Below are 22,231 nucleotides of genomic sequence, written 5' to 3'. Positions count from 1 at the left end.
CGAGCACGGCACCGGCGCAGGCCGCCCCGGTCGTCGCCGGCGCCAAGGACGTCACGCGAGCGGAGTCCGTCGCCGACCTCGGCCGCCTGCGGGCCCGCGACGGCGAGGTGGCGGTCGTCGCCGGGTACCGGAAGCCTGGCGACGCCGGGCTGCTCGTGTATGTGGGCAGTGAGAACGCGAAGACCGCGCCCAACGGCGGCACCGTGATCGCGGGGAAGCACGACACCCGCTGGATCCTGCAGCATGACGGGGCCGTCGACTTCCGCGTCTTCGGCATCACGGGACCGGAGAAGCCAGCCGACGACGCGCTCGCCGCGATGGTGAACGATCCCCGCATCCGCCGGATCGAGGCGAGCACGGATCTCCTGTTCCGGCGACGGCACCGCTTCACCCGGTCGTACGTCGAGATCGACTTCGGCGGACACCTCATCACGACCGACGGCATCGAGAAGAACACGCACGACAACCCGTTCGGCGCCGTGATGTTCTTCACCGGGGTGTCGAAGGACGTGACGGTCGAGCATGCGCTGGCCGAGGCCTGGCCCGAGCTGACCGACGCGGTCGCCGTGCCGGATGCCTCCCGGTTCCCCGTCGGTTCCTGGTGGGCCGTGCAGTGCGATCCCGTCGCCGGAGGAGGGGCGGACGAGCGCGAGCTGCAGCGGTTCGTGCAGGTGACGCAGCAGATCGACGCCACCCACATCCGCATCGACTACCTCAACGGCTGGCCGCTGGACACGGGGCGAAAGCTCGTCTGGCGGCGGATGGAACCGGTCGCGGGCGTGCGCATCGCGAACATGCGGTTCCTCGGCGCCGGACCCTTCGACGGTCCCACCGACGGCTCCTTCCCCGACTCCCGTGAGCTCACCGGCTCCCACCCGATCGCCTTCGAGTACGCGATCCACTGCGACGTCGCCGATGTGCACGCGAGCCGCACCTGGTGGCCCGTGATCATGCGGCGCTGGAACACGCACTTCACGACGGAGCGCTGCTCGGTGGAGAACCCGCCGACCGTGTTCTACGGCGGCGCGGGCTACCTCACGCAGCAGATCTACAGCCTCTATGGACGGGTCAGCGACTGCACTTCGTCGAACGCCCGGCACCTGAACGACCTCACCGCCAGCGCGTACTGCCTCGTCGAGAACTGCCACGGCGACGGCGACGATCAGGGCGGCAACCCCTTCACCACGCACGGCCAGTACGAGCACGACCTCACCTTCATCGGCAACTCCGGGCTCATGGACATCGCCAACTCCGGCGCGCAGTGGGGCACGGCCGCCAAGCGCATCACGGTGCGCGACCACGTCTGCTCCTGGTTCGTCGCCGGCACCAAGATCAGCGATCTGACGCTGGAGAACGTGCGGGTCATCGGCCGCTCGACCTTCGATCCGCAGGCGACCATGACCATCAACGCCGACGGCGCCCAGGTGCGCGGGTGCACCGCGGGACTTCTGGCGATCGGACAGCGGTCGCAGCGCTCGTCGCGGCCGACCGTGATCGCGGACTCCACCTTCGCGCTGCCGAAGGACCAGGTGCTCGTGCAGACCCCGGTCACGGCTCCCGTGCGCTTCGTGGACTGCACGATCACCGGGATCGACGGGGTCAAGGCCCGTGGGTCCGGGCCGGTCGAGTTCGTGGACTGCCGACTCAGCGGCCCGGCGGCGGGTGCGCCCTTCGAGCTCGCCGCCGCCAAGGTCACCATCCGCGGCGGTTCCGTGCGCGACGTGCGCCTGACCGCGACCGCGGTGCGCGATCAGCTGGTCGCTCTGGACGGCGTCGAGCTGTCCACGGAGCGGACGGACGGCGCGCTGCTGAGCAGGGCTGCCGGTGCCGGCGTCGTCACCTGGCGGGTGAGCGGGGTGACCTCGACAGTGCCGCGGGGCGCGGCCCACCTCGACATCGGGACGGGCGTCAACCACGCCCGCGTCACCGGCAGCCAGTTCGTCGGCGGAGGACTGCCGCTGGCGGACGGGTTCGCCGAGCCGTCGACGCTGCTGTACAGCGACACCGTCGAGCGCGGCGTCGAGACCGCGCTGCCGGAAGCCGGACCGCGCGTCGTCATCGCGGACGTGCTGGCGAGCGCGTGACGGACGGCATCATGGACATCAGGGAGGACCACGCGTGAACGACACCGCAGCGGCGACGCACCTCGGAGACCGCATCCGCATCCCCCGCACGCGGGCGCGCATCGGCGTCGCCCGGCGCGACATCACGCCGCCCGTCGGCATCCGCGCCAAGAACTGGGGCCCGGCCGACTGGGAGCGGTCCGAGGGGGCGCATCGGCCGTTCGCGCTGACCGCGCTCGCGGTGGTGGCCGCGGACGAGCGGCCCCGGGTGCTGCTCGCCGTGGACGGCACGTGGTGGCGCCGAGTCGCCGATGAGCAGGGCGTGCGCGGGGCGATCCTCGACGGTCTGGGCCTCGAGCCCGATCAGCTCATGCTCTCCCTCTCGCACACCCACGCCGGGGCCGTGCTCTGCGCCGCGGATGCGCATCTGCCGGGCGGCGAACTCATCCCCGGGTACCTGGAGGCTCTTGCTGCCGCGGGCATCGCCGCCGGGCGGGAGGCGCTGGAGGCTGCGCGACCGGGACTGATCGAGTGGACCACGGGCGCCTGCACCCTCGCGGCGGAGCGGGAGCTCGACCTCGACGGCCGCGCGCTCGTCGGCTACAACCCCCAGGGCACCGCCGACGACACGGTGACCATCGGCCGGATCAGCATCGACGGGGAGGTGCGGGCGACGCTGGTGAACTACGCCTGCCACCCGACGACCCTGGCCTGGCAGCACCGAGAGGTGTCTCCGGACTACGTCGGCGCGATGCGCGAGATCGTGGAGGCCGCGACCGGCGCACCGTGCCTCTTCGTGCAGGGGGCCTCGGGCGAGTTGGCGCCACGGGAGCAGTACACCGGCGATGTCGCGGTGGCCGACCGGCACGGACGCTCACTCGGGCACGCGGTGCTCGCGGCGCTGGACGGGCTTCCGGTGCCGGGCGAGGAGCTGACGCTGGACGGCGTCGTGGAGTCGGGGGCTCCGCTCGCGATCTGGACCGGGACCCCGGCGGACGGCGGCGACGGGGCGGCGGGAGTCGTCTCGGCGGTCGAGCTGCCGCTGCGCGACCTGCCCACTCTGGACGAGCTCGCGGAGGAGTGGAAGGACATCGACCCCCGGTCGCGGGAGGAGCGCCTCGGACGGGCGCGGAATCTCCGTGACGGCTACATCGACGGTCCGACCGTGTCGCATCCCGTGTGGGCGTGGCGGCTCGGAGACGCCGTGATCGTGGGGCATCCGGGCGAGGCGTACTCGCGGCTGCAGACGACGCTGCGGGAACGGTTCCCGGAGACGCCGATCGTGGTGATGAACCTCACGAACGGCCCGGGGTTCGTGTATCTCCCGACCCGCGAGGCCTACGACCGCGGCGCCTATCAGTCCTGGCAGACGCCCCTGGCCCCCGGTGCCCTGGAGCTCCTGGAGTCCCACGCCGTGTCGGTCGTGGCCGGGCTGCTGGGGTAGTCCCGCCTTCGAATCGCCCACTTTGCTCCATTTCCGGCCGAAATCGAACCAGTTGCGCGATTCGAACGGGATAGAGTTGCTATAGCAAATCCCCGAGGCAGAGGAGAGACATGACCGCGCGCCCCGTCGCCATCGTCACCGGAGGCTCGGCCGGCATCGGCTGGGAGATCGGACAGCGGCTCTCCGCGGACGGGTATCTCGTCGTCGCGACCGACCGCGTCCCCGGGCTCACCGCGGGCGAGAACCCCGCCGGGATCCTGTGGCGGGAGCTCGACGTCACCGACCACGCCGCCGTCGACCGGGTCTTCGGCGAGCTCGAGGCGGAGCTCGGGCCCATCGAGGTGCTCGTGAACAACGCGGGCATCCAGCGGCATCGCGGGATCGAAGACCTCACGTGGGACGAGTGGTCCGCGGTCGTGGACGTGAACCTGCACGGGGTGTTCTCCGCGCTCCAGGCTGCCGGGAAGCGCATGCTCGACCGGGGCGAGGGCCGCATCGTCAACATCTCCTCCATCTCCTCGCGAGGCTCCGCGGGGCGGGCGCCGTATGCCACGACCAAGGCCGCCGTCATCGGACTCACTTCGACGGCCGGAGCGGAGTGGGCGGCGCGCGGGGTGCGCGTCAACGCCGTGGCTCCGGGCTATGTCGACACCGGAGTGTTCCGGCAGGGCGTCGAGCAGGGGACGCTGAGCCTCGACACGATCCTGTCCCGCATCCCCGCGAAGCGCCTGGCCGACGCGAGTGAGATCGCCGCGGCCGTGAGCTTCCTCGTGTCGGACCAGTCGCGTTACATGAATGGGCAGACCCTGTACGTCGACGGCGGGTTCATGGTGGACTACGGCGTGCCCCTCGCGAAGAAGCCCGAATGACCGCCATCGCCCGGATCGACACGGCCACGGCGGTCCTCCCCCTTCCGGCACCGCTGCAGCTCGGCGCGATGACGGTCACGCGGCGGGAGTATTCCGCGGTGCGGGTGACGGCGGACGACGGCACCACCGGGTTCGCCTACTGCCTGTCGCGCGAGGCCCCGATGGCGGAGATCGTCGACCGCCTGGTGGCTCCGCACGCGGTGGGGCTCGACGCCGACGACCCGGCGGCCGCGTGGGACCGGATGCTCCGCGGCAGCGCGATCGTCGGACGGGTGGGACTCGTGCGGCGGGCGATCGGCCTCGTCGACATCGCCCTGTGGGACATCGCGGCCCGTCGCGCCGGCGTGCCGCTGTGGACCCTGCTCGGCACGGGTGACGCCCCGCGGGAGGGGATGCTCGTCGCCGCGTATCCGTCTCCGCAGCGCACGCCGCGGGAGGTCGCGGACGAGGTGCTCGCGCAGGCGGAGGGCTGGGCGCAGGTGAAGATCTCGCGCATTCCCGATCCGGCATACATGCGCGAGCTGCTCGCGATCCTCGGCGCCGAGCTGCCGGCCTCGACCGGACTCGTGGTGGACGTGGGCTTCGGCTGGCCCGACGCGGAGGCCGCCGTGGCGGAGGTCGCGCAGTGGGGAGAGCCACGCCTGGCCTGGCTGGAGGACCCGCTGCTCCCCGAGGACGCGGCCGGTGTCGCCCGCATCCGCCGGGAGACCGGACTGCCGGTGGCGGTGGGCGACGAGGTGACCGACCCCGCCGTGCTCCGGGCTCTGGTCGAGGTCGGCGACGTCGAGGCACTGCGCCTCGACGTCGTGGCGATCGGCGGCATCACGCCTGCGCGCGAGCTCATCGCCTGGGCGGCGGAGCGCGGCGTCCCGGTGTCCGGGCACGTGTACCCCGAGGTCACGGCCCACCTCGGCATCCAGGTGGAGACCTTCGCCCGCGGGGTGAATCCCTACGACCCCGCGCCCTCGTTCGTCACGGGCGGGCCGCAGTTCGCGGGCACCGTCACGCCGCCCGCTGCTCCGGGGCTCGGCTTCGGCCTCGACCCCGCCGTCTTCCGATTCGAGAGGGACTGATATGACACCTTCCCCGCGCAGCGTCGTGGTCACCGGCAGCGGCAAGGGCATCGGGCGCGCGGTGGCCGCGCGGCTCACCGGCGACGGCTGGATCGTGGTCGGGCTCGAACGCTCGCCCGGCTCCGGGACCGTGGAGGAGGGCATCGTCGCGGAGGTCGTGCTCGGCGACGCCTCCGACCGCACGGCCCATCAGCGCGCGGCGGCCGCGGCGCGCACGAGGGCTCCGCTGGCCGGCTGGGTCAACAACGCCGGCATCACGAAGCGCACGCCGCTGCACGAGCTCGACGAGACGGTCGTGCGCGAGATCGTCGACATCAACGGCTTCGGCTACCTCTGGGGCTGCTCGACCGCCGTGTCCGCGTTCCTCGATCAGGGTGTCGCCGGGGCGATCGTCAACATCGGGTCGATTCACGGTCGCTCAAGCTTCGTGGACCACGCGGCCTACGAGTTCACGAAGGGCGGCATCGACGCCCTGAGCCGCAGTGTCGCCGTGACATATGGCGGATTGGGCATACGAGCGAACACCGTCGCGCCGGGCGGCGTGCGCACTCCGCATCTGGAGGCGCAGATCGCGCGGGCGGCCGACCCTGCGGCGGAGGAGCGCCTGCTCGCGGAGGGTCCGCCGATGGGACGTATCGCCCGCGCGGAGGAGGTCGCCGCGGTGACGGCGTTCCTGCTCTCCGACGAGGCTCCCTACCTCTCGGGGCAGTCCATCGCGGTGGACGGAGCGTGGACGGCGTCGTTCGGGGACATCACGCTCGACCCCGCGCTGCGGGAGCGGTTCGAGGCGCCCCCGGCCTCCTGAGTACCGGCCACGCGGATGTCCCCGGTCCGTGCGACGATCCGCTCGTCGACGGGAGAACGGGATGCGCGGGGAAGCGACGGTTCTGCACGCCGATCTCGATGCGTTCTACGCCTCGGTCGAACAGCGTGATGCGCCGGAGCTCCGCGGGCGTCCGGTGATCGTGGGCGGCGGGGTCGTGCTGGCCGCGAGCTACGAGGCGAAGGCGCGGGGCGTCCGCACCGCGATGGGCGGCCGGCAGGCGCGGGAGCTGTGCCCCGACGCCGTCGTCGTGCCGCCGCGGATGGAGGCCTACTCCGCGGCCAGCAAGGACGTCTTCCGCATCTTCCGCGACACCACCCCGCTTGTGGAAGGGCTCTCCATCGATGAGGCGTTCCTCGAGGTCGGCGGCCTGCGACGCATCGCCGGCACTCCCGAGGCCATCGCCATCCGGTTGCGGGAGCGCGTGCGCGCCGAGGCGGGCCTGGCGATCTCGGTCGGCGTCGCCCGCACGAAGTTCCTCGCGAAGGTCGCGAGTGCGGTGAGCAAACCCGACGGACTCCTCGTCGTCGAGCCCGACCGGGAGGAGGAGTTCCTCCTGCCGCTCCCCGTCGAGCGGCTGTGGGGAGTCGGCGCGGTGACGGCGGAGAAGCTGCACCGTTACGGCATCCGCACGGTCGGCGAGCTCGCGGAGCTCGAGGCCGCGACCGCGGAGCGGATGCTCGGTAAGGCGACCGGAGCGCACGTCCATGCTCTCGCCCGCCTGCGAGACCCCCGCCCCGTGGACACGACCAGGCGCCGGGGATCGATCGGGTCGCAGCGGGCGCTCGGCGTCCGTCCGCGGTCGCCGGAGGAACTCGACGTCATCCTCACCCAGATCGTGGACCGGCTCGCGCGGCGTCTCCGCGACGGCGACCGCGTGTGCCGGACGGTGGTGCTGCGGCTGCGCTTCGGCGACTTCGCGAAGGCCACCCGTTCGCGGTCGCTGCGGGCGCCGACCGACCGCACCGCGCTGCTGCTCGCCGTCGCCCGCACGCTCCTCGCCGCGGCGCAGCCCGAGATCAGCGGCCGCGGGATCACCCTGCTCGGCCTCTCGCTCACCCAGCTCGACGCGGCGGACAGCGTCCCGCCCGAGCTGCCGATCGACTGGGGCGACGAGTCCCGGCTCGACACCGTGCTCGACACGCTCCGCGACCGTTACGGCTCCGCCTCGGTCTCCCGCGCCGCCCAGCTCGGCCGCGACCCCGGTTGGTCCTCTCCCGTGCTGCCGGAGCACCACTGACCCCTTTCGAATCGCCTGAATGGTCCCATTTCGGCCGGAAATACAGCCAATCGGGCGATTCGAAGCGGGTCAGGCCTTGAGCATCGACGCCCGCGAGATCACGCCGTCGACCACGTCGAACGTCGCGATGGTCTCCGTCGCGACGCCGGCGTTGATGACGCGCTCCTGGGCGACGACCCAGCGGGAGCCGAACAGGACGCTCGTGTCGATCACGCAGGAGAGCTCCGGGTTCTGCAGCCGCGGCTCGTAGAAGGCGCGGATCGCGGCCGACCCGACGAGGGGTTCCGGCGCGACCCCGGTGACCACGGCGTCGTCGGCATAGGTCGCGACGAAGGCGTCGAGGTCGTGGGCGTTGAAGGCGTCGAGCTGCGCCTGCACGGTGTCGAGGGCAGAACGGTCCTGGGCGGTGCGGTCAGTCAATGCGAACTCCTCCGTTGACGTCGTAGGTGGCTCCGGTGATGAAGCGGGCCCGCTCCGAGGCGAGCGACGCGATGATCCAGGCGACGTCCTCCGGCTGCCCGAACGCACCGAGCGGGATGCCCGACTCGAGCTTCGCGCGGCCTTCGCCCTGGAGCTGATCCGTGATCGCGCTGGCGACCGGGCCGGGCGTGACGGCGTTGACGCGGATGCCCTCGGCGGCGAGGTGCCGGGCGAAACTGCGGGTGATCGCGAGGATCGCCCCCTTGCTGGCCGCGTAGTGGATGCCCGTCTGCAGCGCGCCGACCTGCCCGGCGATCGAGGCGATGTTGATGACCGAGCGGTCGCCGTCGGCGGCCCGGAGCAGGGGGAGCGCCGCGCGGGTGAGCAGGAAGGTGCCGCGGGCGTTCGTCTCCAGGACGAAGTCCCACTCCTCGATGTCGATCTCGGGGTACGGGGTGTAGGGGCAGACGCCGCCGTTGTTGACGAGGACGTGCAGGTCGCCCCAGGCGTCCGTGATCTCGGCGATGAGCGCCGTGATGGAGTCGGGGTCGCGGAGGTCGAGGCGCGACAAATGGACGTCCGGCGAGCCCGCGGCGCGGCACTCCTCCGCCACGCGTGCGGCTTCGGCCTCCCGTCCGGCGTAGGTGATCCAGAGGGCGACGCCCTCGCGGGCGAGTTCGAGGGCGGCGGCGGTTCCGATGCCGGAACTGGCGCCCGTGACGAGTGCGCGGCGAACAGTCATGACTAAACGCTATAGCAAGGACCGGCTCTCCGGACAGCGCTGTACGAGAAGTTGCTAGATGCTATAGCATCGCATCCATGACCGCGCCGCTCATCCTCGTCACCGACTGCGACCTCCCCGGGACCGTCATCGAAGACACCCTCCGCGCCGCCGGCCTCCGTGCCGAGCGGGCCGCCTCCGGGAGCCCGGACGACATCGCCGCCGCCGGAGTCGACGTCGAGGCCCTGGTCGTGCAGTGGGCGCGCATCGACGGCGACCTCATGGACCGCCTGCCGAACCTCCGTTTCATCAGCCGTGTCGGCATCGGCTACGACATGATCGACGTCGAGGCCGCCACGGCCCGCGGCATCGCCGTCGCGAACACGCCGAGCTACTGCATCGAAGAGGTCGCCGCGCACACCGCCGCGATGATCATGACCCAGGCCCGCGGCCTCTCCGCCTACGACCGCGCCGTACGGGAGGGCGTCTGGAAGGCCGTCGACGCCCGGCCGCTCGCCGTGCGGCCGTCCTCCACCACCGTGTCGGTGCTCGGCTTCGGGCGCATCGGATCGATCGTCGCCCGCGGGTGTCGGGCGCTCGGCTTCCGTGTGCTGGTGGCCGACCCGTATGCCTCCGACGACGCCGTGCGCGACGCAGGCTGCGAGCCCGTCGACATCCCGTCGGCGATCGCCCGCGCCGACATCCTCACCCTGCACGTGCCGCTGACGGACGAGACCCGCCACCTGATCGACGCCGCGGCCCTGGCGACGATGAAGCAGGACGCCGTGATCGTGAACACCTGCCGGGGACCGCTCATCGACGAGGACGCCCTGGCCGCGGCGCTCCGCGACGGCCGGCTCGCCGGTGCCGCTCTCGACGTCTTCGGGGAGGAGCCGCTCCCCGGCACCTCCCCGCTGCGCGCGCTCGACACCGTGCTGCTCACGCCGCACGCCGCCTGGTACTCCCCGGAGGCCCTGGCGGATCTTCCCGTGCACGCCGCCGAGAACGTGATCCGCTCGCTCGCGGGCGAGGCCGTGCCCATCGTCAACCCGGCCTTCGCCGCCGCGCGCTGAGAGGACTCCCATGGAACTGCTGCGACTCGGCGCGATCGGCCAGGAGCGTCCCTACGTCCGCGATGACGAGGGCGTGGTGCGCGATCTCGCCTCCCTGACCCGCGACATCGACGGCGCCTTCCTCGCCGCGGACGGCATCGCCCGCGTGCGGTCGGCACTCGCCGACGGCTCGCTTCCGGAGGCGGAGACCGCGGGACTGCGCGTCGGTGCCCCTGTGGCGCGGCCGACCGCGGTGATCTGCATCGGCCAGAACTACGCGGCGCACGCGGCGGAGTCGGGCTCCGAGCCGCCCGCACACCCGGTGGTGTTCTTCAAGCACCCGAACACGGTCGTGGGGCCGGACGACGTCGTGCTCCTGCCGCCGGGAGCCGAGAAGGTCGACTGGGAGGTCGAGCTCGCGGTCGTCATCGGCCGGACGGCGCGGTACCTGCCCTCCGCCGAGGCCGCGCGCGACGTGATCGCCGGCTACACCATCTCGAACGACGTGTCCGAGCGGGCGTACCAGCTCGAGGTCTCCGGCGGACAGTGGTCGAAGGGGAAGTGCTCCGAGACGTTCAACCCCCTCGGCCCGGCACTGGTCCCCGCGGACGAGGTCGACCCTCAGGCGCTGCGCCTGCGGTCCTTCGTGAACGGCGAGCCGCGGCAGGACTCCTCCACCGCCGACATGATCTTCCCCGTGCTCCAGCTGGTGCACGAGCTCAGTCACTACCTCGTGCTCGAACCCGGCGACGTCATCAACACCGGCACCCCGCAGGGCGTCGCGCTGTCCGGACGCTTCCCCTACCTGCAGGACGGCGACGAGATGACCATCGAGATCGAGCGGCTCGGCCGCCAGCATCAGCGCACGGAGCGGGTCCGTCTCGGGTGAGGCCTGTGCCCGGGGCACGGTTCCTTTCGCTGAGTGCAACCGTGTCCCGGGTAGAGGCCTCTCCCGGATGCCCGCGCGGGCTCAGGCATTCGCGCGGGCTCAGGCGAGTGCAGGGGATAGGTGCCTGATGTCGCGCGACAGCCTGGTGCCGCGAGCGCCCGGCGGCTCAGGCATCCACGTGTACTCAGGCATCCGCGCAGGCTCAGGCGGCTGGAGGCGAAAAGTGCCTGATGCCGCGCGAGCGCCTGACCCGCGCGGGGTCAGCCGGCGAAGGGGAGGACCGGGAGGCCGTGCACCCCAGGGCGCACCGCGAACACCGACCCCGCGGCGGTGCCGTGATCGGACCGCAGGCCCTGCGCGGAGGTCGTGATGAAGAGCGTGCCGAGGTCGTCGCCGCCGAACGTGCAGGCACTGACCTGCGGCACCGGCAGCACGATGTCCTCGCGCACGGTCCCAGACGGCTCGAACCCCCGCACGCGGCTCCCGCCCCACAGCGCGACCCAGACGCTGCCGTCCGCGGCGACCGTGAGGCCGTCGGGCACGCCGTCGTCCTCGGGGATGTGCGCGAACACCCGGCGTCCGCGGAGCTCGCCCTCGCTCACGTCGAACACGTCGATCCGGCCGGTGTCGGTGTCCACGTAGTAGACGCGGCGGCCGTCCGGGGAGTAGCTGACACCGTTGGACGAGGTCACGCGGGGGAGCACCGTGGTCACGTCGAGGGCGGCGTCGATGCGCAGCACGGTCCCGGCACCCGCGGTGGAGTCCGTGGACATCGATCCGGCCAGGAGTCGTCCTCGCGGGTCGCAGCAGCCGTCGTTCATGCGCACCGGGCCGTCGTCGAGCAGGGTCGCGACGGGACGGGCCTCCGCGTCGGGGCCGTCGGCGAGGTACAGGGTGCGCGCGCCCACCGCCACGGAGCCCCCGGACGTCCGCGGGCGGAAGAACGCGAGGTACTCGTCGTCGATGTGCTGGCGGACGATCTCGTCGCCGCGGAGGGTGAGCAGGTCGCCCGCGTCTCCGTCGACCCAGCGCAGGCCGCCCCACCCGGGCCACCAGACCGGGGCCTCGGCGTGGACGGCGACCGGGCCGGTCACGTTCTCGGGAGTCATGCGCCCTCCGCCGTCCGCCGCGGGTCGGTCACGGGCAGCGGCTCCGGAACGGGGCCGGCATGATCCGCCGAAGCGGTAGGGGCGGCCGGAAGCTCCTTCGCGACCTGCTTCTCGAGCACGGTCACGGCCTCATCGGAGAGCAGGATGAGGCCGTCGAGCTCCTCGCGCACCCGCTTGTAGGCGATGTTCCGCTCCGATTGCGTCGCCGATTCGTCCACGGCGACCTTGAGGAGCTGCTGCGCGCGATCGAGGCGCTTGCGCTCGGCCTCGGTGAACGTCGAGTCGCGCAGCCGCCGGGCGTCCTTCTCCGCGATCTCGAACGCGACCGCGTAGTCGCCCACGGCCTGCAGGTACTCCGCCATCTGCTGCTCCGTGAGCTTCGCGTCGGCGGCCGCCGGACGCAGCGCGTCCGCGGTCTTCTTCGCGCGCAGGAAGGCGGCCGTCAGCGGCTGGCGGCCGTCGCTCATCGCGGGGAAGGCGATGAGCTTGGCGACGTCGAGCTCGTAGTCCAGCCACCGCGCGGTGATCTCGTCGTGCTCGGTGAAGAGGCGGGCGAGCAGGTCGTCGGGCGCCACGGAGGCCGTGGTGTCGACGACGGTGGGACCCCCGTGCTTCGCCTGCCGGGCGGCCGCGCGCGCCTCGATCTCGGCGGTCTTGACCTGCGCCTTCATGCGCAGGGCCTCCAGCCGGCGCTCGTGCCGACGTTTGGAGCCGCGCTCCCAGGCCTTGGCGGCTCCGCCGGCCATGCCCATGATCGGGAAGACGAGCCACCAGTAGTCACCCGCGAAGTTCCAGAAGCCCCGGATGAACTCGTCCATGATGGGTTCAGCCTACTGCGCGACGGCGGGTCGCCGGGGGCCCGCACGAGAGGGAGGGCGGCCGCATGAAGAGCGTCGGCATCGTCGGGATCGAGAACAGCCACGCCACGGAGATCGTCCGCTTCCTGAACGTCGAGGCCACGGACGTGCCCGTGCGGATCACGGCCCTCGTGGCAGGGGAGCCGGAGCGCACACGGGGGCTCGCGGCACTCGGGGGCATCGAACGCGTCGTCGACGAGGCGGGCGCGCTCCTCGGCGCGGTGGACGCGCTCATCGTGACCGCCCGCGACGGCGCCGATCACCGCGCCCTCGCCGTCCCCTTCCTGGAAGCCGGGGTGCCGGTCTGGGTGGACAAGCCGCTCGCGACCGGCGTCGTCGATGCCGACGCGATCCTGGCCGCCGCGCAGCGTGGGCGGGTACCCGTCACCTCATCGTCCACGCTCCGCTGGCTCGCGGACACTGCCGAACTCGTGGCGGAGGCGGCCCGCACCGGGGAGGTCCAGGCGGTCACCGTCACCGGTCCCGCCGATCCGGACAGCCCGTACAGCGGCATCTTCTTCTACGGCATCCACCTCGCCGATCTCGCCCAGGTGCTGCGGCCCGGCATCGGGGAGGACGTCGAGGTGCGGTTCCTGCCCGCGGGTGTCGTCGCCCGTTACCGGGTCGGCGGGGTGCCCGTCACGCTGGAGTTCGTCCGGCCGGAGGACGACCGGCAGGTGCCGTTCCGGGCGACCGTCGTCGGCCGCCGGGGCATCGCGAGCCGGGAGATCCCGATCGGCCCGGGGTATGTGCAGCCCGGCGTCCGTGCCTTCGCCCGGATGCTCGAGACCGGTGAGCCTCCGGTTCCCGCGTCCGAGATGCGCGCTCCGATCGCCGTGCTCGAACGGGTCGCCGAGGCCCTCGCCTCCCGCTGACCCGGGCACAGCTTCGGAGATCCGGACCCGGCGCGCCGTCAACAGCCCCTGTGCGGCGGCGTGTCGCCTGCGGTCTCCGAAGTCGGGCCCAGGATTCGGAATCAGGCCTTCGTGAGGTCCTGTGCGAGCATGAGGATGATCCCGCTGGGGCCGCGGAGGTAGGTCAGCCGGTAGATGTCCCGGTAGTTCGCGACGCCGCGCAGGGGATGGAATCCGTGCCGGGCGGCGATGGCGAGGGAGGCATCGATGTCGTCGACGGAGAAGGCGATCCGGTGCATGCCGATCTCGTTCGGCCGCGTCGGCTCCGTCTCGATCGCCTCGGGGTGGATGTACTCGAACAGCTCGATCTGCCCGTGCCCGTCCGGGGTCTGCAGTACGGCGATCCGCGCGTGGTTCCCGTCGAGCCCGACCGCGGTGGACGCCCACTCGCCGCTGACCTCGTCCCGTCCGACCACGGAGAGACCCAGATCGGTGAAGAAGGCGATGGTGGCGTCGAGGTCGCGCACGGCGATCCCGATGTTCTCGAAGGCGATGGCCATGCCCGCGATGCTACTCCGGCGTCAGCGACCGAGCTTCTCGGCGCAGGCGACGCAGTACTCGGCGAAGGGTCGCACCGCCAGGCGCTCCGGCGGGATGGGCCGCCCGCAGTGCGCGCAGATGCCGTAGGTCCCGGCGTCCATCCGCATCAGCGCCTCGTCCACCTGGCGGAGCTCCGCCTGCGCCGCCTCGGCCAGCCCCGACAGTCGGGACCACTCCGACGAGAGCGTCACCCCCTCCGGGTCGTGCTCGTCATCGTCGTTCGAGCCCTCGCGGTCGTGCATGAGCTCCGCGAGCGTAGTCGCCGTCGCCGCGACGCGGGCTTCGGCCTCGGCGCGGCGCTCTTGCAACAGCGCTCGCAGATCCATCCGCCCACTCTAGGCCCGCCCTGCGACACGCGCGTCGTCGCCGGACCAGGCATCCGCGCGAGATCAGGCGACACCGGCTGCAGGTGCCTGAACTCCCGCGCCTGCCTGTCCCTCCGGACAGCCCGCCCCCGCGACCGCTCGCGCAGGTTCAGGCGCTCGCGCGGGATCAGACGACCCTGGTGTCAGGTGCCTGAACCCGCGCGAACGCCTGTCCCGCGCGACCGCGATTCAGCCGCGACGGGTGCGCGGGGGCTCCACGGTGGGGACCGAGTCGGTGTGCACGCTGGGGTGGTCCCGCTCCAGCGCCGCGCCCTCCATGTCGACGTTCGGGATGATGCGGTCGAGCCACTTCGGCAGCCACCAGGCCGAGCGTCCGAGCAGGTGCATGAGTGCGGGCATCAGCAGCATCCGCACCACGAACGCGTCGAGCAGCACGCCGAACGCGAGACCGAACCCGATGGACCGGATGATGGTCGACTCCGAGAACACGAACCCGCCGAATACCGACACCATGATGAGCGCGGCCGCGATGACCACCGAGCGCCCGGCCCGGAAGCCCTGCGCCACGGCATCGCGCGCGGAGGCGCCGTGCACATAGGCCTCCCGCATCCCCGACGCGAGGAAGAGCTGGTAGTCCATCGCGAGCCCGAACAGGATGCCGACGAGGATCACCGGCAGGAAGCTCAGGATCGGACCGGTGCTGTGCAACCCGATGAGGTCGGCGCCCCACCCCCACTGGAACACCGCGACGATGAGCCCGTACGTCGCGAACAGCGACAACACGAACCCTCCTGTGGCGATGAGCGGCACGAGCAGCGAGCGGAACACGACGATCATGATGAGCAGCGACAGGCCCACGACGACCACGAGGTACAGCGGGAGCACGCTCGCCAGAGCCTCGGAGATGTCGATGTTGGTGGCGGCCTGACCGGCGACGCCGAGGGTAATGCCGCCGTCGATCTCGGGGAGACCCCGCAGATCCTGCACCAGCTTCTCGGTGGAGGCGCTGTTCGGGCCTTCGGCGGGCAGCACCTGGAAGGCGAGGAGCGTGTTGTCGTCCGACGTCGCGACGGGGGCCACCGCGACCACGTCGTCCTGCTCGGCGATCTTCTCCGCCACAGTCACCTGCGTGGCCAGCAGGTCGTCGTCGCTCACGGCGTCGTCGAGGGTCGCTGTCACCAGGAGCGGCCCGTTCGCGCCCTCGCCGAACTGCTCGTCGACGGTCTGGAACGCCCGGTAGCTGGTGGAGTCGGCGGGTTCGCTCGACCCGTCAGGGAGGCCGAGGCGCATTGACATCGCGGGGATCGCGATCACGAGCAGCGCGACGACGCTGACGAGCGCGGTGACGACGGCGCGCAGCGTCGACATCCGGCGCACGGGCTTCCCGGCCGCGTGCTCCTGGCCGATGGTCGCCCGCGCCTTGCGGCTGAGCAGGCGGGTGCCGACGAGGCCGAGGATCGCCGGGGCGAGGGTCACGGCGACGAGCACGGCGACCGCGACGCACACCGCGCCCACCGTGCCCATGAGGCCGAGGAACGGCACGCCCGTCACGTTGAGGGCGAGGAGCGCGACGATGACCGTGGTCCCCGCGAACACCACCGCGGTCCCGGAGGTGCCGGTGGCCAGACCGATGGACTCGCGCACGGGCGACCCGGCCAGCAGCTGCTTGCGGTGCCGGTTCACGATGAAGAGGGAGTAGTCGATGCCGACCGCGAGCCCCAGCATCACGCCGAGGACGGGAGTGACCGAGGCCATGTCGACGACGCCGGAGAACGCGAGCGACGCCGTGACGCCCACGCCGACGCCGACCACGGCCGTGACGATGGGCAGGGCCGCACCGATCAGCGAACCGAGCATCACGATGAGCACGACCGCGGCGAACGCGAGACCGATGGCCTCGCCGACGCCGAAGATCTCGGGCACGCCCTGAGCGATGTCGGTGCCGAAGTCGACCGTGACGCCGTCGATCTCCTCGTCCTGGAAGTGGGCGATGGTGCTCTGCTTGGTCTCTTCGGCGAGCTCCAGGCGCGGATCGACGAAGGAGACGTTGACGATGGCCGTGGAGCCGTCCTCCGAGACGACGCCGATGCCGTCCGCGAGGTTCAGCAGGGTCGTGCCGAGTTCCAGCTGCTCCGCGCTGTCGGCGAGCTCCGCGCGGTTCTCGTCGATGGTGTCCTGCTGCGCGTCGAGCTGCGCGAGCTGGGCGTTCAGCTGCGCGAGCTGTGCGTCGAGCGCGGCGGTCTGCTGGGCTGGTGCACCGGCGGCCTCGGCCTGCGCGCGCGCCCCTTCGAGCTGGGTGATCCCGGCCTCGAGCTGGGCCCGGCCATCGTCGAGCTGGGCCTGGCCGGCGTCGAGCTGGGTGCGCCCGTCATCGAGCTGGGCCTGGCCGTCCGTCAGCTCCTTCGCCTGCTCGTCCTGCTGCCGCTGGGCGTCGAACGGGTCGACGACGGAGGCGACGCCGTCGAGGTCCTCCGCGGTCGCGGCGAGGTCGGAGATCGCCTGCTTCTGCTCGTCGGTGAAGGGCTCGCCGTCGTCCGTCCGATAGACCACGGTCCCGGTGCCGCCGGCGGTGTCGGGCAGCTTATCGGCGAGCTGATCGGTGACCTCGCCGGAGGCGGTGCCGGGGATGTCGAAGCTGTTGCTCAGCGTGCCGCCGAAGGTAAGGAAGGCGCCGACGCCGAGCCCGAGGATCAGCACCCAGGAGACGATCACCGTCCACGCCCTGCGCGCAGCGAAAGAACCCAGACGGAACAGCAGTGAAGCCACGTGATCTCCTTCAGACGAAAAGAGCATACGGCACGTCTCGTCTAGGGATCTGTGGCTATCCTGAACGCATGGTGAACGAGCATCGCAGTGGCCCTGTGCGCAGCACTGCGGCCCGCGAGGCGATCCTCGATGCGACGGCCCGGCTCTTCCACAATCAGGGGTACGACCGACTCACGATCGAGGGCATCGCCAAGGAGGCCAAGGTCGGCAAGCAGACCATCTACCGCTGGTGGCCGTCGCGCGGCGCGCTCATCGGGGAGTGCCTGGCCGAGGGACGCCTCATCCCCGTGGACTTCGTCGTGCCCGACACCGGAGACCTCTCCGCCGACGTGGAGACCTGGCTGCGGAGCGTCCTGTCCATCCTCGAGAAGCCCCAGGGCGGTGTGCTGCTGCGGTCTCTCGTGGCCGCGGCCACGGAGGATGCCTCGGTCGGCGCGCACCTCGGCGAGAGCCTGGGGGTGGAGAAGTACCTGTCGGAGCGTCTCCGCGGCGGCATCCGCGACGGTCAGCTGCCGGAGGACGCCCCGGTCGAGCAGCTCGGTCGCGCCATCCTCGGGGCCATCATCGTGGAGTCCCTCGGCCGCGAGGCCCACGATCCGGGTTCCGTCGTCGCCCTGACCCGCTACCTCTTCGCTCGCTGAGGTCGCGGATTCGCACGAGGTCGCACGGATTCATGGAGTCCCTGCGACCCGGGTGCGGATCTGCGACGCGGGGCCGGGATCAGCCGAGGAGCAGGGTGAGCACGGTCGCGCCGCCGCCACCGAGGATCAGCGCCACGATGACGGTCCACGCGATGATGCGAATGCGCCGGTTGCGCTTCTCGCCGAGGTCGCCGTAGTCCTCGCTGAGGCCGTCGCCGCTCATCAGGCCACCGGCTCCGTGACGGTCGGACCGAAGTACGACGGCAGCGTGGCCTGCGAGCGCTCGCGGAGCTCGGCGGCCGAGACGGTGAAGACGTCCTGCACCTCGAGCTGCGGCTCGCTGTCCGTGACGCCGATGCGGGCGACCGGGTAGCCGCGGCCCTCGCAGAGCCCGCGGAACTTCACGTCGTCCTCGCGAGGAACGGTCACGATCACGCGGCCGGTCGACTCGGAGAACAGGGCGGTCGCGGCGTCCACGCCATCGCGCTCGATGATCTCGTTGAGCCAGACCCGGGCGCCGACGCCGAAGCGCATGACGCCCTCGGCCAGGGCCTGCGCGAGACCGCCTTCGGAAAGGTCGTGCCCCGAGGAGATGAGCCACTCGTCCCGGGCCGCGGCGAGCAGTCCGGCGAGGCGCTTCTCGCCCGCGAGGTCGACCTTCGGCGGGCGGCCGCCGAGGTGCTGGTGCACGACCTCGGCCCATGCCGAGCCGGAGAGCTCGGTCGACGTGGTGCCGAGCAGGTAGATGTTCTGCCCCTCGTCCTGCCAGCCGGACGGGATGCGGCGGGAGACGTCGTCGATGATGCCGAGCACGCCGACGAGCGGGGTCGGGTGGATCGGCACGTCGCCGGTCTGGTTGTAGAACGAGACGTTGCCGCCGGTGACGGGGGTGCCCAGCTCGTAGCAGCCGTCTGCGAGGCCGTCGACGGTCTGCCCGAACTGCCACATGACCTCGGGGTTCTCGGGAGAGCCGAAGTTGAGGCAGTCGGTGATGGCGGTCGGCACGGCACCGGTCACGGCGACGTTGCGGTAGGCCTCGGCGAGCGCGAGCTGCGCGCCGGCGTACGGGTCGAGCTGGCAGTAGCGGCCGTTGGCGTCGGTGGCGACGGAGAAGCCCAGGCCGGACTCCTCGTCCACGCGGATCATGCCGGCGTCGTCGGGGAAGCTCAGGGCCGTGTTACCGAGGACGTAGTAGTCGTACTGGTTCGTGATCCAGCTCGTGTCCGCGAGGTTCGGGGAGGCGACGAGGGCGAGGAACTGCTCGCGCAGCGTCTCCGCGTCGTTCGCGCGCGGCAGGTTCTCGGCGGCGTCGGCCTGCAGCGCGTCGATCCACGTCGGGTAGGCGACCGGGCGGTCGTAGACGGGGCCGTCGACCGCGACGGTCGAGGGGTCGACGTCGACGATGCGCTCGCCCTGCCAGTCGATGATGAGGCGTCCGTCGCCGGTGACCTCGCCGAGCACGGAGGTCTCGACCTCCCACTTGTTCACGACGGCCAGGAAGGCGTCGAGCTTCTCGGGGGCGACGATGGCCATCATGCGCTCCTGCGACTCCGACATGAGGATCTCCTCGGCCGTGAGCGTGGGGTCGCGCAGCAGCACGTTGTCGAGCGAGACGTGCATGCCGCTGTTGCCGTTGGCCGCGAGCTCGCTGGTCGCGCAGGAGATGCCGGCCGCACCGAGATCCTGGATCGCCTCGACGAGCTCGCCGCGGTACAGCTCGAGGCAGCACTCGATGAGCACCTTCTCGGCGAACGGGTCGCCCACCTGCACCGCGGGGCGCTTGGTCGGGCCGCCGTCGGCGAACGTGTCGGAGGCCAGGATGCTCGCACCGCCGATGCCGTCGCCACCCGTGCGGGCGCCGAACAGGACGACCTTGTTGCCGACGCCGGTGGCGTTGGCGAGCTTGAGGTCTTCGTGCCGCAGCACGCCCACCGCGAGCGCGTTTACGAGCGGGTTCGCCTGATAGACGCTGTCGAAGACCGTCTCGCCGCCGATGTTCGGCAGGCCGAGGCAGTTGCCGTAGAAGCTGATGCCGCTGGTCACGCCGTGCACGACGCGGGCGGTGTCCGGGTGGTCGATCGCACCGAAGCGCAGCGCGTCCATGACGGCGACGGGGCGGGCGCCCATCGAGATGATGTCGCGGACGATGCCGCCGACGCCGGTGGCCGCACCCTGGAACGGCTCGATGAACGACGGGTGGTTGTGCGACTCGGCCTTGAAGGTGACGGCCCAGCCCTCGCCGACGTCGACGACGCCCGCGTTCTGGCCCATGCCGACCATCAGGCGCTCCTTCATCTCGTCGGAGACCTTCTGGCCGAAGCGGCGCAGGTAGTTCTTGCTCGACTTGTAGGAGCAGTGCTCCGACCACATCACCGAGTACATCGCCAGCTCGCCCGAGGTGGGGCGGCGGCCGAGGATCTCCTTGATGCGCGCGTACTCGTCGTCCTTGAGCCCGAGGGCGCCGTACGGCTGCTCCTTCTCGGGCGTCGCGATCGCGTTCTCGACGGAGTCGGGGACGTGCTGGGGGGAAGGTGCAGGGGCGGTGGTCACGCGCACTCCAAAGGAAGGGGCCGGCGGGGCGTGTTCAGTCTACCGGCGCGGTCGGGGCCGTTCTCTCGTGCGTGCCGTCGGACGGCGTCAGGACGGGAAGGCGGCGGCGTCATGGCAGCTCGGCGATGGTCAGGCCCTGCGCGCGTGCGGCGGCGGCCAGCTCGCGGTCGAAGGTGAGGAGCGCCGTGACCACGTCGCCGAGTTCGAGCGCGGCGGCGAGGTGGAGAGCGTCCAGAGTGCGGAGCCCTGAGCCTGCCCGGATGGCCGCGGTCAGCGTCTCGTCGTCGAGGGAGACGAGCGCGACGCGGTCGAGGAGGTCGACGACGGCTTCGCGGTCGAGGGAACGGCGGTCGGCGATCGCGTGCAGCTCCACGGCGAGGAGGCGCGAGGAGACGAACTCGCTGCCGTCCGCGAAGGCGCGGACGACCGCTTCCGACCCCTCTTCCTCGATGAGTGCCTTCGCAGCCGCTGAGGTGTCGAGGTAGATCACGACCGGTCGGCCCGAAGCTCGTCGAGGATCTCCGTCACGGACAGCGAGTCCGGCACGGGGGCGCGGCGGAGCGGACCGCTCGCGCGGGGCAGCGTCACCCGCCCGTTGGCGATCATGCGCGTCCATGCCGTCTCGGCGGGCGGCGACAGCTCGGCGATCGGGCGCCCGCGGTCTGTCACGGTCAGGTGTTCGCCGGCGGTGACGCGCGCCAGCACCCGCGCGGTCTGCTGATTCAGATCGGTCTTCGACACGGTGCCCATCTCCTCAGGGTAGATCCAAAGTAGTAGAACTACTAGTTCTCCGATTCGTGGGTCCAGTGAACCATCGCTCGGCGACGTTGCGAGGCCGCACGGACGGATCTCCCCGAAGGCTCTGGATAATTCTCCTGAAGGGCGGCGTCAGGAGGAGGAGTGCGCTGCCGCGAACCGCTGCGCCAGCATCCCCGCCGCTTCGCGCAGGGCCTCGGGCCGGACCACCGTGAACGGCGCGTCGAACCGGGCCACCGCGGCGAGCACACCCGTCCATGACCAGGAGCCGACCGTGACCCGGCACGAGTCCTCCGACAGCGGCACCACAGCGCCGTCTCCGACCCACGGCGCCACCTCCCTCGCGGGCAGTGCGATGTCCACCATCCCCGTGCACGGCCAGCGGTCCTCGGTCGTCGAGCCCTTGGCGCGGGCGGCGAGGAAGGTCTGCGCGTCCGCGGCGGGGAGAGGCCGCGGCGTGAAGGAGGGCCCGGTCGGCGTGCGGGGCCGCAGTCGATCGAGGCGGTACGTGCGCCAGTCGGTCGCGTCGAGGTCCCAGGCCAGCAGGTACCAGCGGCCTTCCCGCGCCACGATGGCATGGGGCTCCGTGCGCCGTGGCGGGCGGTCCCGCTCGGAGCCGTAGTCGAAGCGGAGCACCTTCCGGTCGCGTACCGCCGCGCTCGCCGCCTCCAGCACGGCCGGCTCGGCGCGGACCTCGGCGGGTGCTCCGTCGAAGCGGATCCCGTCGATGCGGTGGCGCAGGCGCGAGGGCATGACCTGACGGACGGTCGCGAGAGCGCGCTGAGCGGCCTCGGTGACCTCGACCCCGGTCGCGCTCGCACTCTGCAGGGCCACGGCGATCGCCACCGCCTGCTCGTCGTCGAACAGGAGCGGCGGCATATCCGACCCCGCTTCGAGGCGATAGCCGCCGTACGGGCCCTTGCTCGATTCGATGCGGTAGCCGAGCGTGCGCAGCCGATCGACGTCGCGGCGCACCGTGCGCGGTGTGACGCCGAGGCGGTCGGCGAGCTCCCCGCCCGGCCAGTCCCGTGTCGCCTGCAGCAGGGACAGCAGCGCGAGCATCCGCGACGAGCTTCCGGTCATGGCTCCATTCTGTGCGAGGAAGCGGACAGAAACAGACCTCTACTGCTGTGAGGGTGGGGTCACACGGTCCGATCGGCGGACCGGGACACGGAGGA

At 71.6% G+C, this 22,231-nt stretch carries 22 protein-coding genes; 10 read left to right on the top strand and 12 right to left on the bottom strand.

Annotation, left to right across the window (positions count from 1 at the left end):
• The 6 genes from AC2W7E_RS12185 to dinB form a co-directional block, all read left to right on the top strand.
• A partial coding sequence (locus tag AC2W7E_RS12185) for a peptidase C14 (protein WP_485989215.1) occupies nucleotides 1–2,084 on the top strand: 2,084 nt, incomplete at its 5' end.
• Nucleotides 2,085–2,118: 34 nt separating this feature from the next.
• Nucleotides 2,119–3,507 carry a hypothetical protein gene (locus tag AC2W7E_RS12180; RefSeq protein ID WP_485989214.1) on the top strand — a complete coding sequence of 463 codons (1,389 nt, stop codon included), beginning with the start codon at nucleotides 2,119–2,121 and terminating at the stop codon, nucleotides 3,505–3,507.
• A 110-nt stretch (nucleotides 3,508–3,617) separates the two neighbouring features.
• A complete protein-coding gene (locus tag AC2W7E_RS12175; protein ID WP_485989213.1) occupies nucleotides 3,618–4,376 on the top strand; it encodes an SDR family NAD(P)-dependent oxidoreductase in 759 nt (252 codons plus the stop codon).
• Nucleotides 4,373–5,449 (top strand): enolase C-terminal domain-like protein, encoded by a 1,077-nt coding sequence (locus AC2W7E_RS12170; RefSeq protein WP_485989212.1) that lies wholly within the window; start codon nucleotides 4,373–4,375, stop codon nucleotides 5,447–5,449. Before AC2W7E_RS12175 ends, AC2W7E_RS12170 begins: the two co-directional genes overlap by 4 nt.
• A gap of 1 nt (nucleotide 5,450) precedes the next feature.
• Nucleotides 5,451–6,254: an SDR family NAD(P)-dependent oxidoreductase gene (locus AC2W7E_RS12165; RefSeq protein ID WP_485989210.1), complete on the top strand. Its 804-nt coding sequence runs from the start codon at nucleotides 5,451–5,453 to the stop codon at nucleotides 6,252–6,254.
• A gap of 61 nt (nucleotides 6,255–6,315) precedes the next feature.
• Nucleotides 6,316–7,512, top strand: a complete 1,197-nt coding sequence (gene dinB, locus AC2W7E_RS12160; RefSeq protein WP_315107872.1) for a DNA polymerase IV — start codon at nucleotides 6,316–6,318, stop codon at nucleotides 7,510–7,512.
• A gap of 69 nt (nucleotides 7,513–7,581) precedes the next feature.
• Here the strand turns inward: dinB and AC2W7E_RS12155 are convergent, their stop codons facing one another.
• Together AC2W7E_RS12155 and AC2W7E_RS12150 are read right to left on the bottom strand one after the other, a co-directional pair.
• The gene (locus AC2W7E_RS12155; RefSeq protein ID WP_062633303.1) at nucleotides 7,582–7,932 is read right to left on the bottom strand and encodes a nuclear transport factor 2 family protein; all 351 of its coding nucleotides are present in this window, start codon (nucleotides 7,930–7,932) and stop codon (nucleotides 7,582–7,584) included.
• Complete coding sequence (locus AC2W7E_RS12150) at nucleotides 7,925–8,674, bottom strand: SDR family NAD(P)-dependent oxidoreductase (RefSeq protein WP_485989209.1); 750 nt, start codon at nucleotides 8,672–8,674, stop codon at nucleotides 7,925–7,927. The genes AC2W7E_RS12155 and AC2W7E_RS12150 overlap by 8 nt, the downstream gene beginning before the upstream one ends.
• Nucleotides 8,675–8,751: 77 nt before the next feature.
• Between AC2W7E_RS12150 and AC2W7E_RS12145 the strand changes: the two genes are divergently transcribed.
• Both AC2W7E_RS12145 and AC2W7E_RS12140 read left to right on the top strand, forming a co-directional pair.
• On the top strand, nucleotides 8,752–9,726 hold the full coding sequence (locus tag AC2W7E_RS12145) for a C-terminal binding protein (protein ID WP_485989208.1): 975 nt from the start codon (nucleotides 8,752–8,754) through the stop codon (nucleotides 9,724–9,726).
• A 10-nt stretch (nucleotides 9,727–9,736) separates the two neighbouring features.
• Nucleotides 9,737–10,594 (top strand): fumarylacetoacetate hydrolase family protein, encoded by an 858-nt coding sequence (locus AC2W7E_RS12140; protein WP_315107865.1) that lies wholly within the window; start codon nucleotides 9,737–9,739, stop codon nucleotides 10,592–10,594.
• Between the two features lie 260 nt (nucleotides 10,595–10,854).
• Here the strand turns inward: AC2W7E_RS12140 and AC2W7E_RS12135 are convergent, their stop codons facing one another.
• Complete coding sequence (locus AC2W7E_RS12135) at nucleotides 10,855–11,703, bottom strand: SMP-30/gluconolactonase/LRE family protein (RefSeq protein ID WP_485989207.1); 849 nt, start codon at nucleotides 11,701–11,703, stop codon at nucleotides 10,855–10,857.
• Nucleotides 11,700–12,521 (bottom strand): hypothetical protein, encoded by an 822-nt coding sequence (locus tag AC2W7E_RS12130; RefSeq protein WP_485989206.1) that lies wholly within the window; start codon nucleotides 12,519–12,521, stop codon nucleotides 11,700–11,702. Before AC2W7E_RS12130 ends, AC2W7E_RS12135 begins: the two co-directional genes overlap by 4 nt.
• A 65-nt stretch (nucleotides 12,522–12,586) precedes the next feature.
• On the opposite strand from AC2W7E_RS12130, the gene AC2W7E_RS12125 reads away from it, so the two are divergent.
• Nucleotides 12,587–13,435 carry a Gfo/Idh/MocA family protein gene (locus AC2W7E_RS12125; RefSeq protein WP_485989205.1) on the top strand — a complete coding sequence of 283 codons (849 nt, stop codon included), beginning with the start codon at nucleotides 12,587–12,589 and terminating at the stop codon, nucleotides 13,433–13,435.
• Between the two features lie 101 nt (nucleotides 13,436–13,536).
• Here the strand turns inward: AC2W7E_RS12125 and AC2W7E_RS12120 are convergent, their stop codons facing one another.
• The 3 genes from AC2W7E_RS12120 to AC2W7E_RS12110 all read right to left on the bottom strand — a co-directional run bounded on the left by AC2W7E_RS12120 (nucleotide 13,537) and on the right by AC2W7E_RS12110 (nucleotide 17,106).
• Complete coding sequence (locus tag AC2W7E_RS12120; RefSeq protein WP_105949052.1) at nucleotides 13,537–13,974, bottom strand: VOC family protein; 438 nt, start codon at nucleotides 13,972–13,974, stop codon at nucleotides 13,537–13,539.
• A gap of 21 nt (nucleotides 13,975–13,995) precedes the next feature.
• On the bottom strand, nucleotides 13,996–14,340 hold the full coding sequence (locus AC2W7E_RS12115) for a TraR/DksA family transcriptional regulator (protein WP_085604452.1): 345 nt from the start codon (nucleotides 14,338–14,340) through the stop codon (nucleotides 13,996–13,998).
• A gap of 228 nt (nucleotides 14,341–14,568) precedes the next feature.
• Nucleotides 14,569–17,106 carry an MMPL family transporter gene (locus AC2W7E_RS12110; RefSeq protein ID WP_485989204.1) on the bottom strand — a complete coding sequence of 846 codons (2,538 nt, stop codon included), beginning with the start codon at nucleotides 17,104–17,106 and terminating at the stop codon, nucleotides 14,569–14,571.
• A 68-nt stretch (nucleotides 17,107–17,174) separates the two neighbouring features.
• Here AC2W7E_RS12110 and AC2W7E_RS12105 point away from each other — a divergent pair, with 68 nt between their 5' ends.
• A complete protein-coding gene (locus AC2W7E_RS12105) occupies nucleotides 17,175–17,747 on the top strand; it encodes a TetR/AcrR family transcriptional regulator (protein WP_025104106.1) in 573 nt (190 codons plus the stop codon).
• Between the two features lie 79 nt (nucleotides 17,748–17,826).
• Here the strand turns inward: AC2W7E_RS12105 and AC2W7E_RS12100 are convergent, their stop codons facing one another.
• The 5 genes from AC2W7E_RS12100 to AC2W7E_RS12080 form a co-directional block, all read right to left on the bottom strand.
• Complete coding sequence (locus tag AC2W7E_RS12100) at nucleotides 17,827–17,970, bottom strand: hypothetical protein (RefSeq protein WP_017202962.1); 144 nt, start codon at nucleotides 17,968–17,970, stop codon at nucleotides 17,827–17,829.
• The gene (gene purL, locus AC2W7E_RS12095; protein ID WP_485989203.1) at nucleotides 17,970–20,297 is read right to left on the bottom strand and encodes a phosphoribosylformylglycinamidine synthase subunit PurL; all 2,328 of its coding nucleotides are present in this window, start codon (nucleotides 20,295–20,297) and stop codon (nucleotides 17,970–17,972) included. The genes AC2W7E_RS12100 and purL overlap by 1 nt, the downstream gene beginning before the upstream one ends.
• Nucleotides 20,298–20,406: 109 nt before the next feature.
• Nucleotides 20,407–20,787 (bottom strand): PIN domain-containing protein, encoded by a 381-nt coding sequence (locus AC2W7E_RS12090; protein WP_247641750.1) that lies wholly within the window; start codon nucleotides 20,785–20,787, stop codon nucleotides 20,407–20,409.
• Nucleotides 20,784–21,047 (bottom strand): type II toxin-antitoxin system Phd/YefM family antitoxin, encoded by a 264-nt coding sequence (locus AC2W7E_RS12085; RefSeq protein ID WP_485989202.1) that lies wholly within the window; start codon nucleotides 21,045–21,047, stop codon nucleotides 20,784–20,786. Before AC2W7E_RS12085 ends, AC2W7E_RS12090 begins: the two co-directional genes overlap by 4 nt.
• Before the next feature lie 138 nt (nucleotides 21,048–21,185).
• Nucleotides 21,186–22,136, bottom strand: a complete 951-nt coding sequence (locus AC2W7E_RS12080) for a helix-turn-helix transcriptional regulator (protein ID WP_485989201.1) — start codon at nucleotides 22,134–22,136, stop codon at nucleotides 21,186–21,188.
• Between the last annotated feature and the right edge of the window lie 95 nt (nucleotides 22,137–22,231).

It is taken from the genome of Microbacterium sp. CFSPD4_SD4, assembly GCF_057364585.1.
Note: the sequence above shows the minus strand (reverse complement) of the source record. Positions and strands in the feature narration are given on the sequence as shown.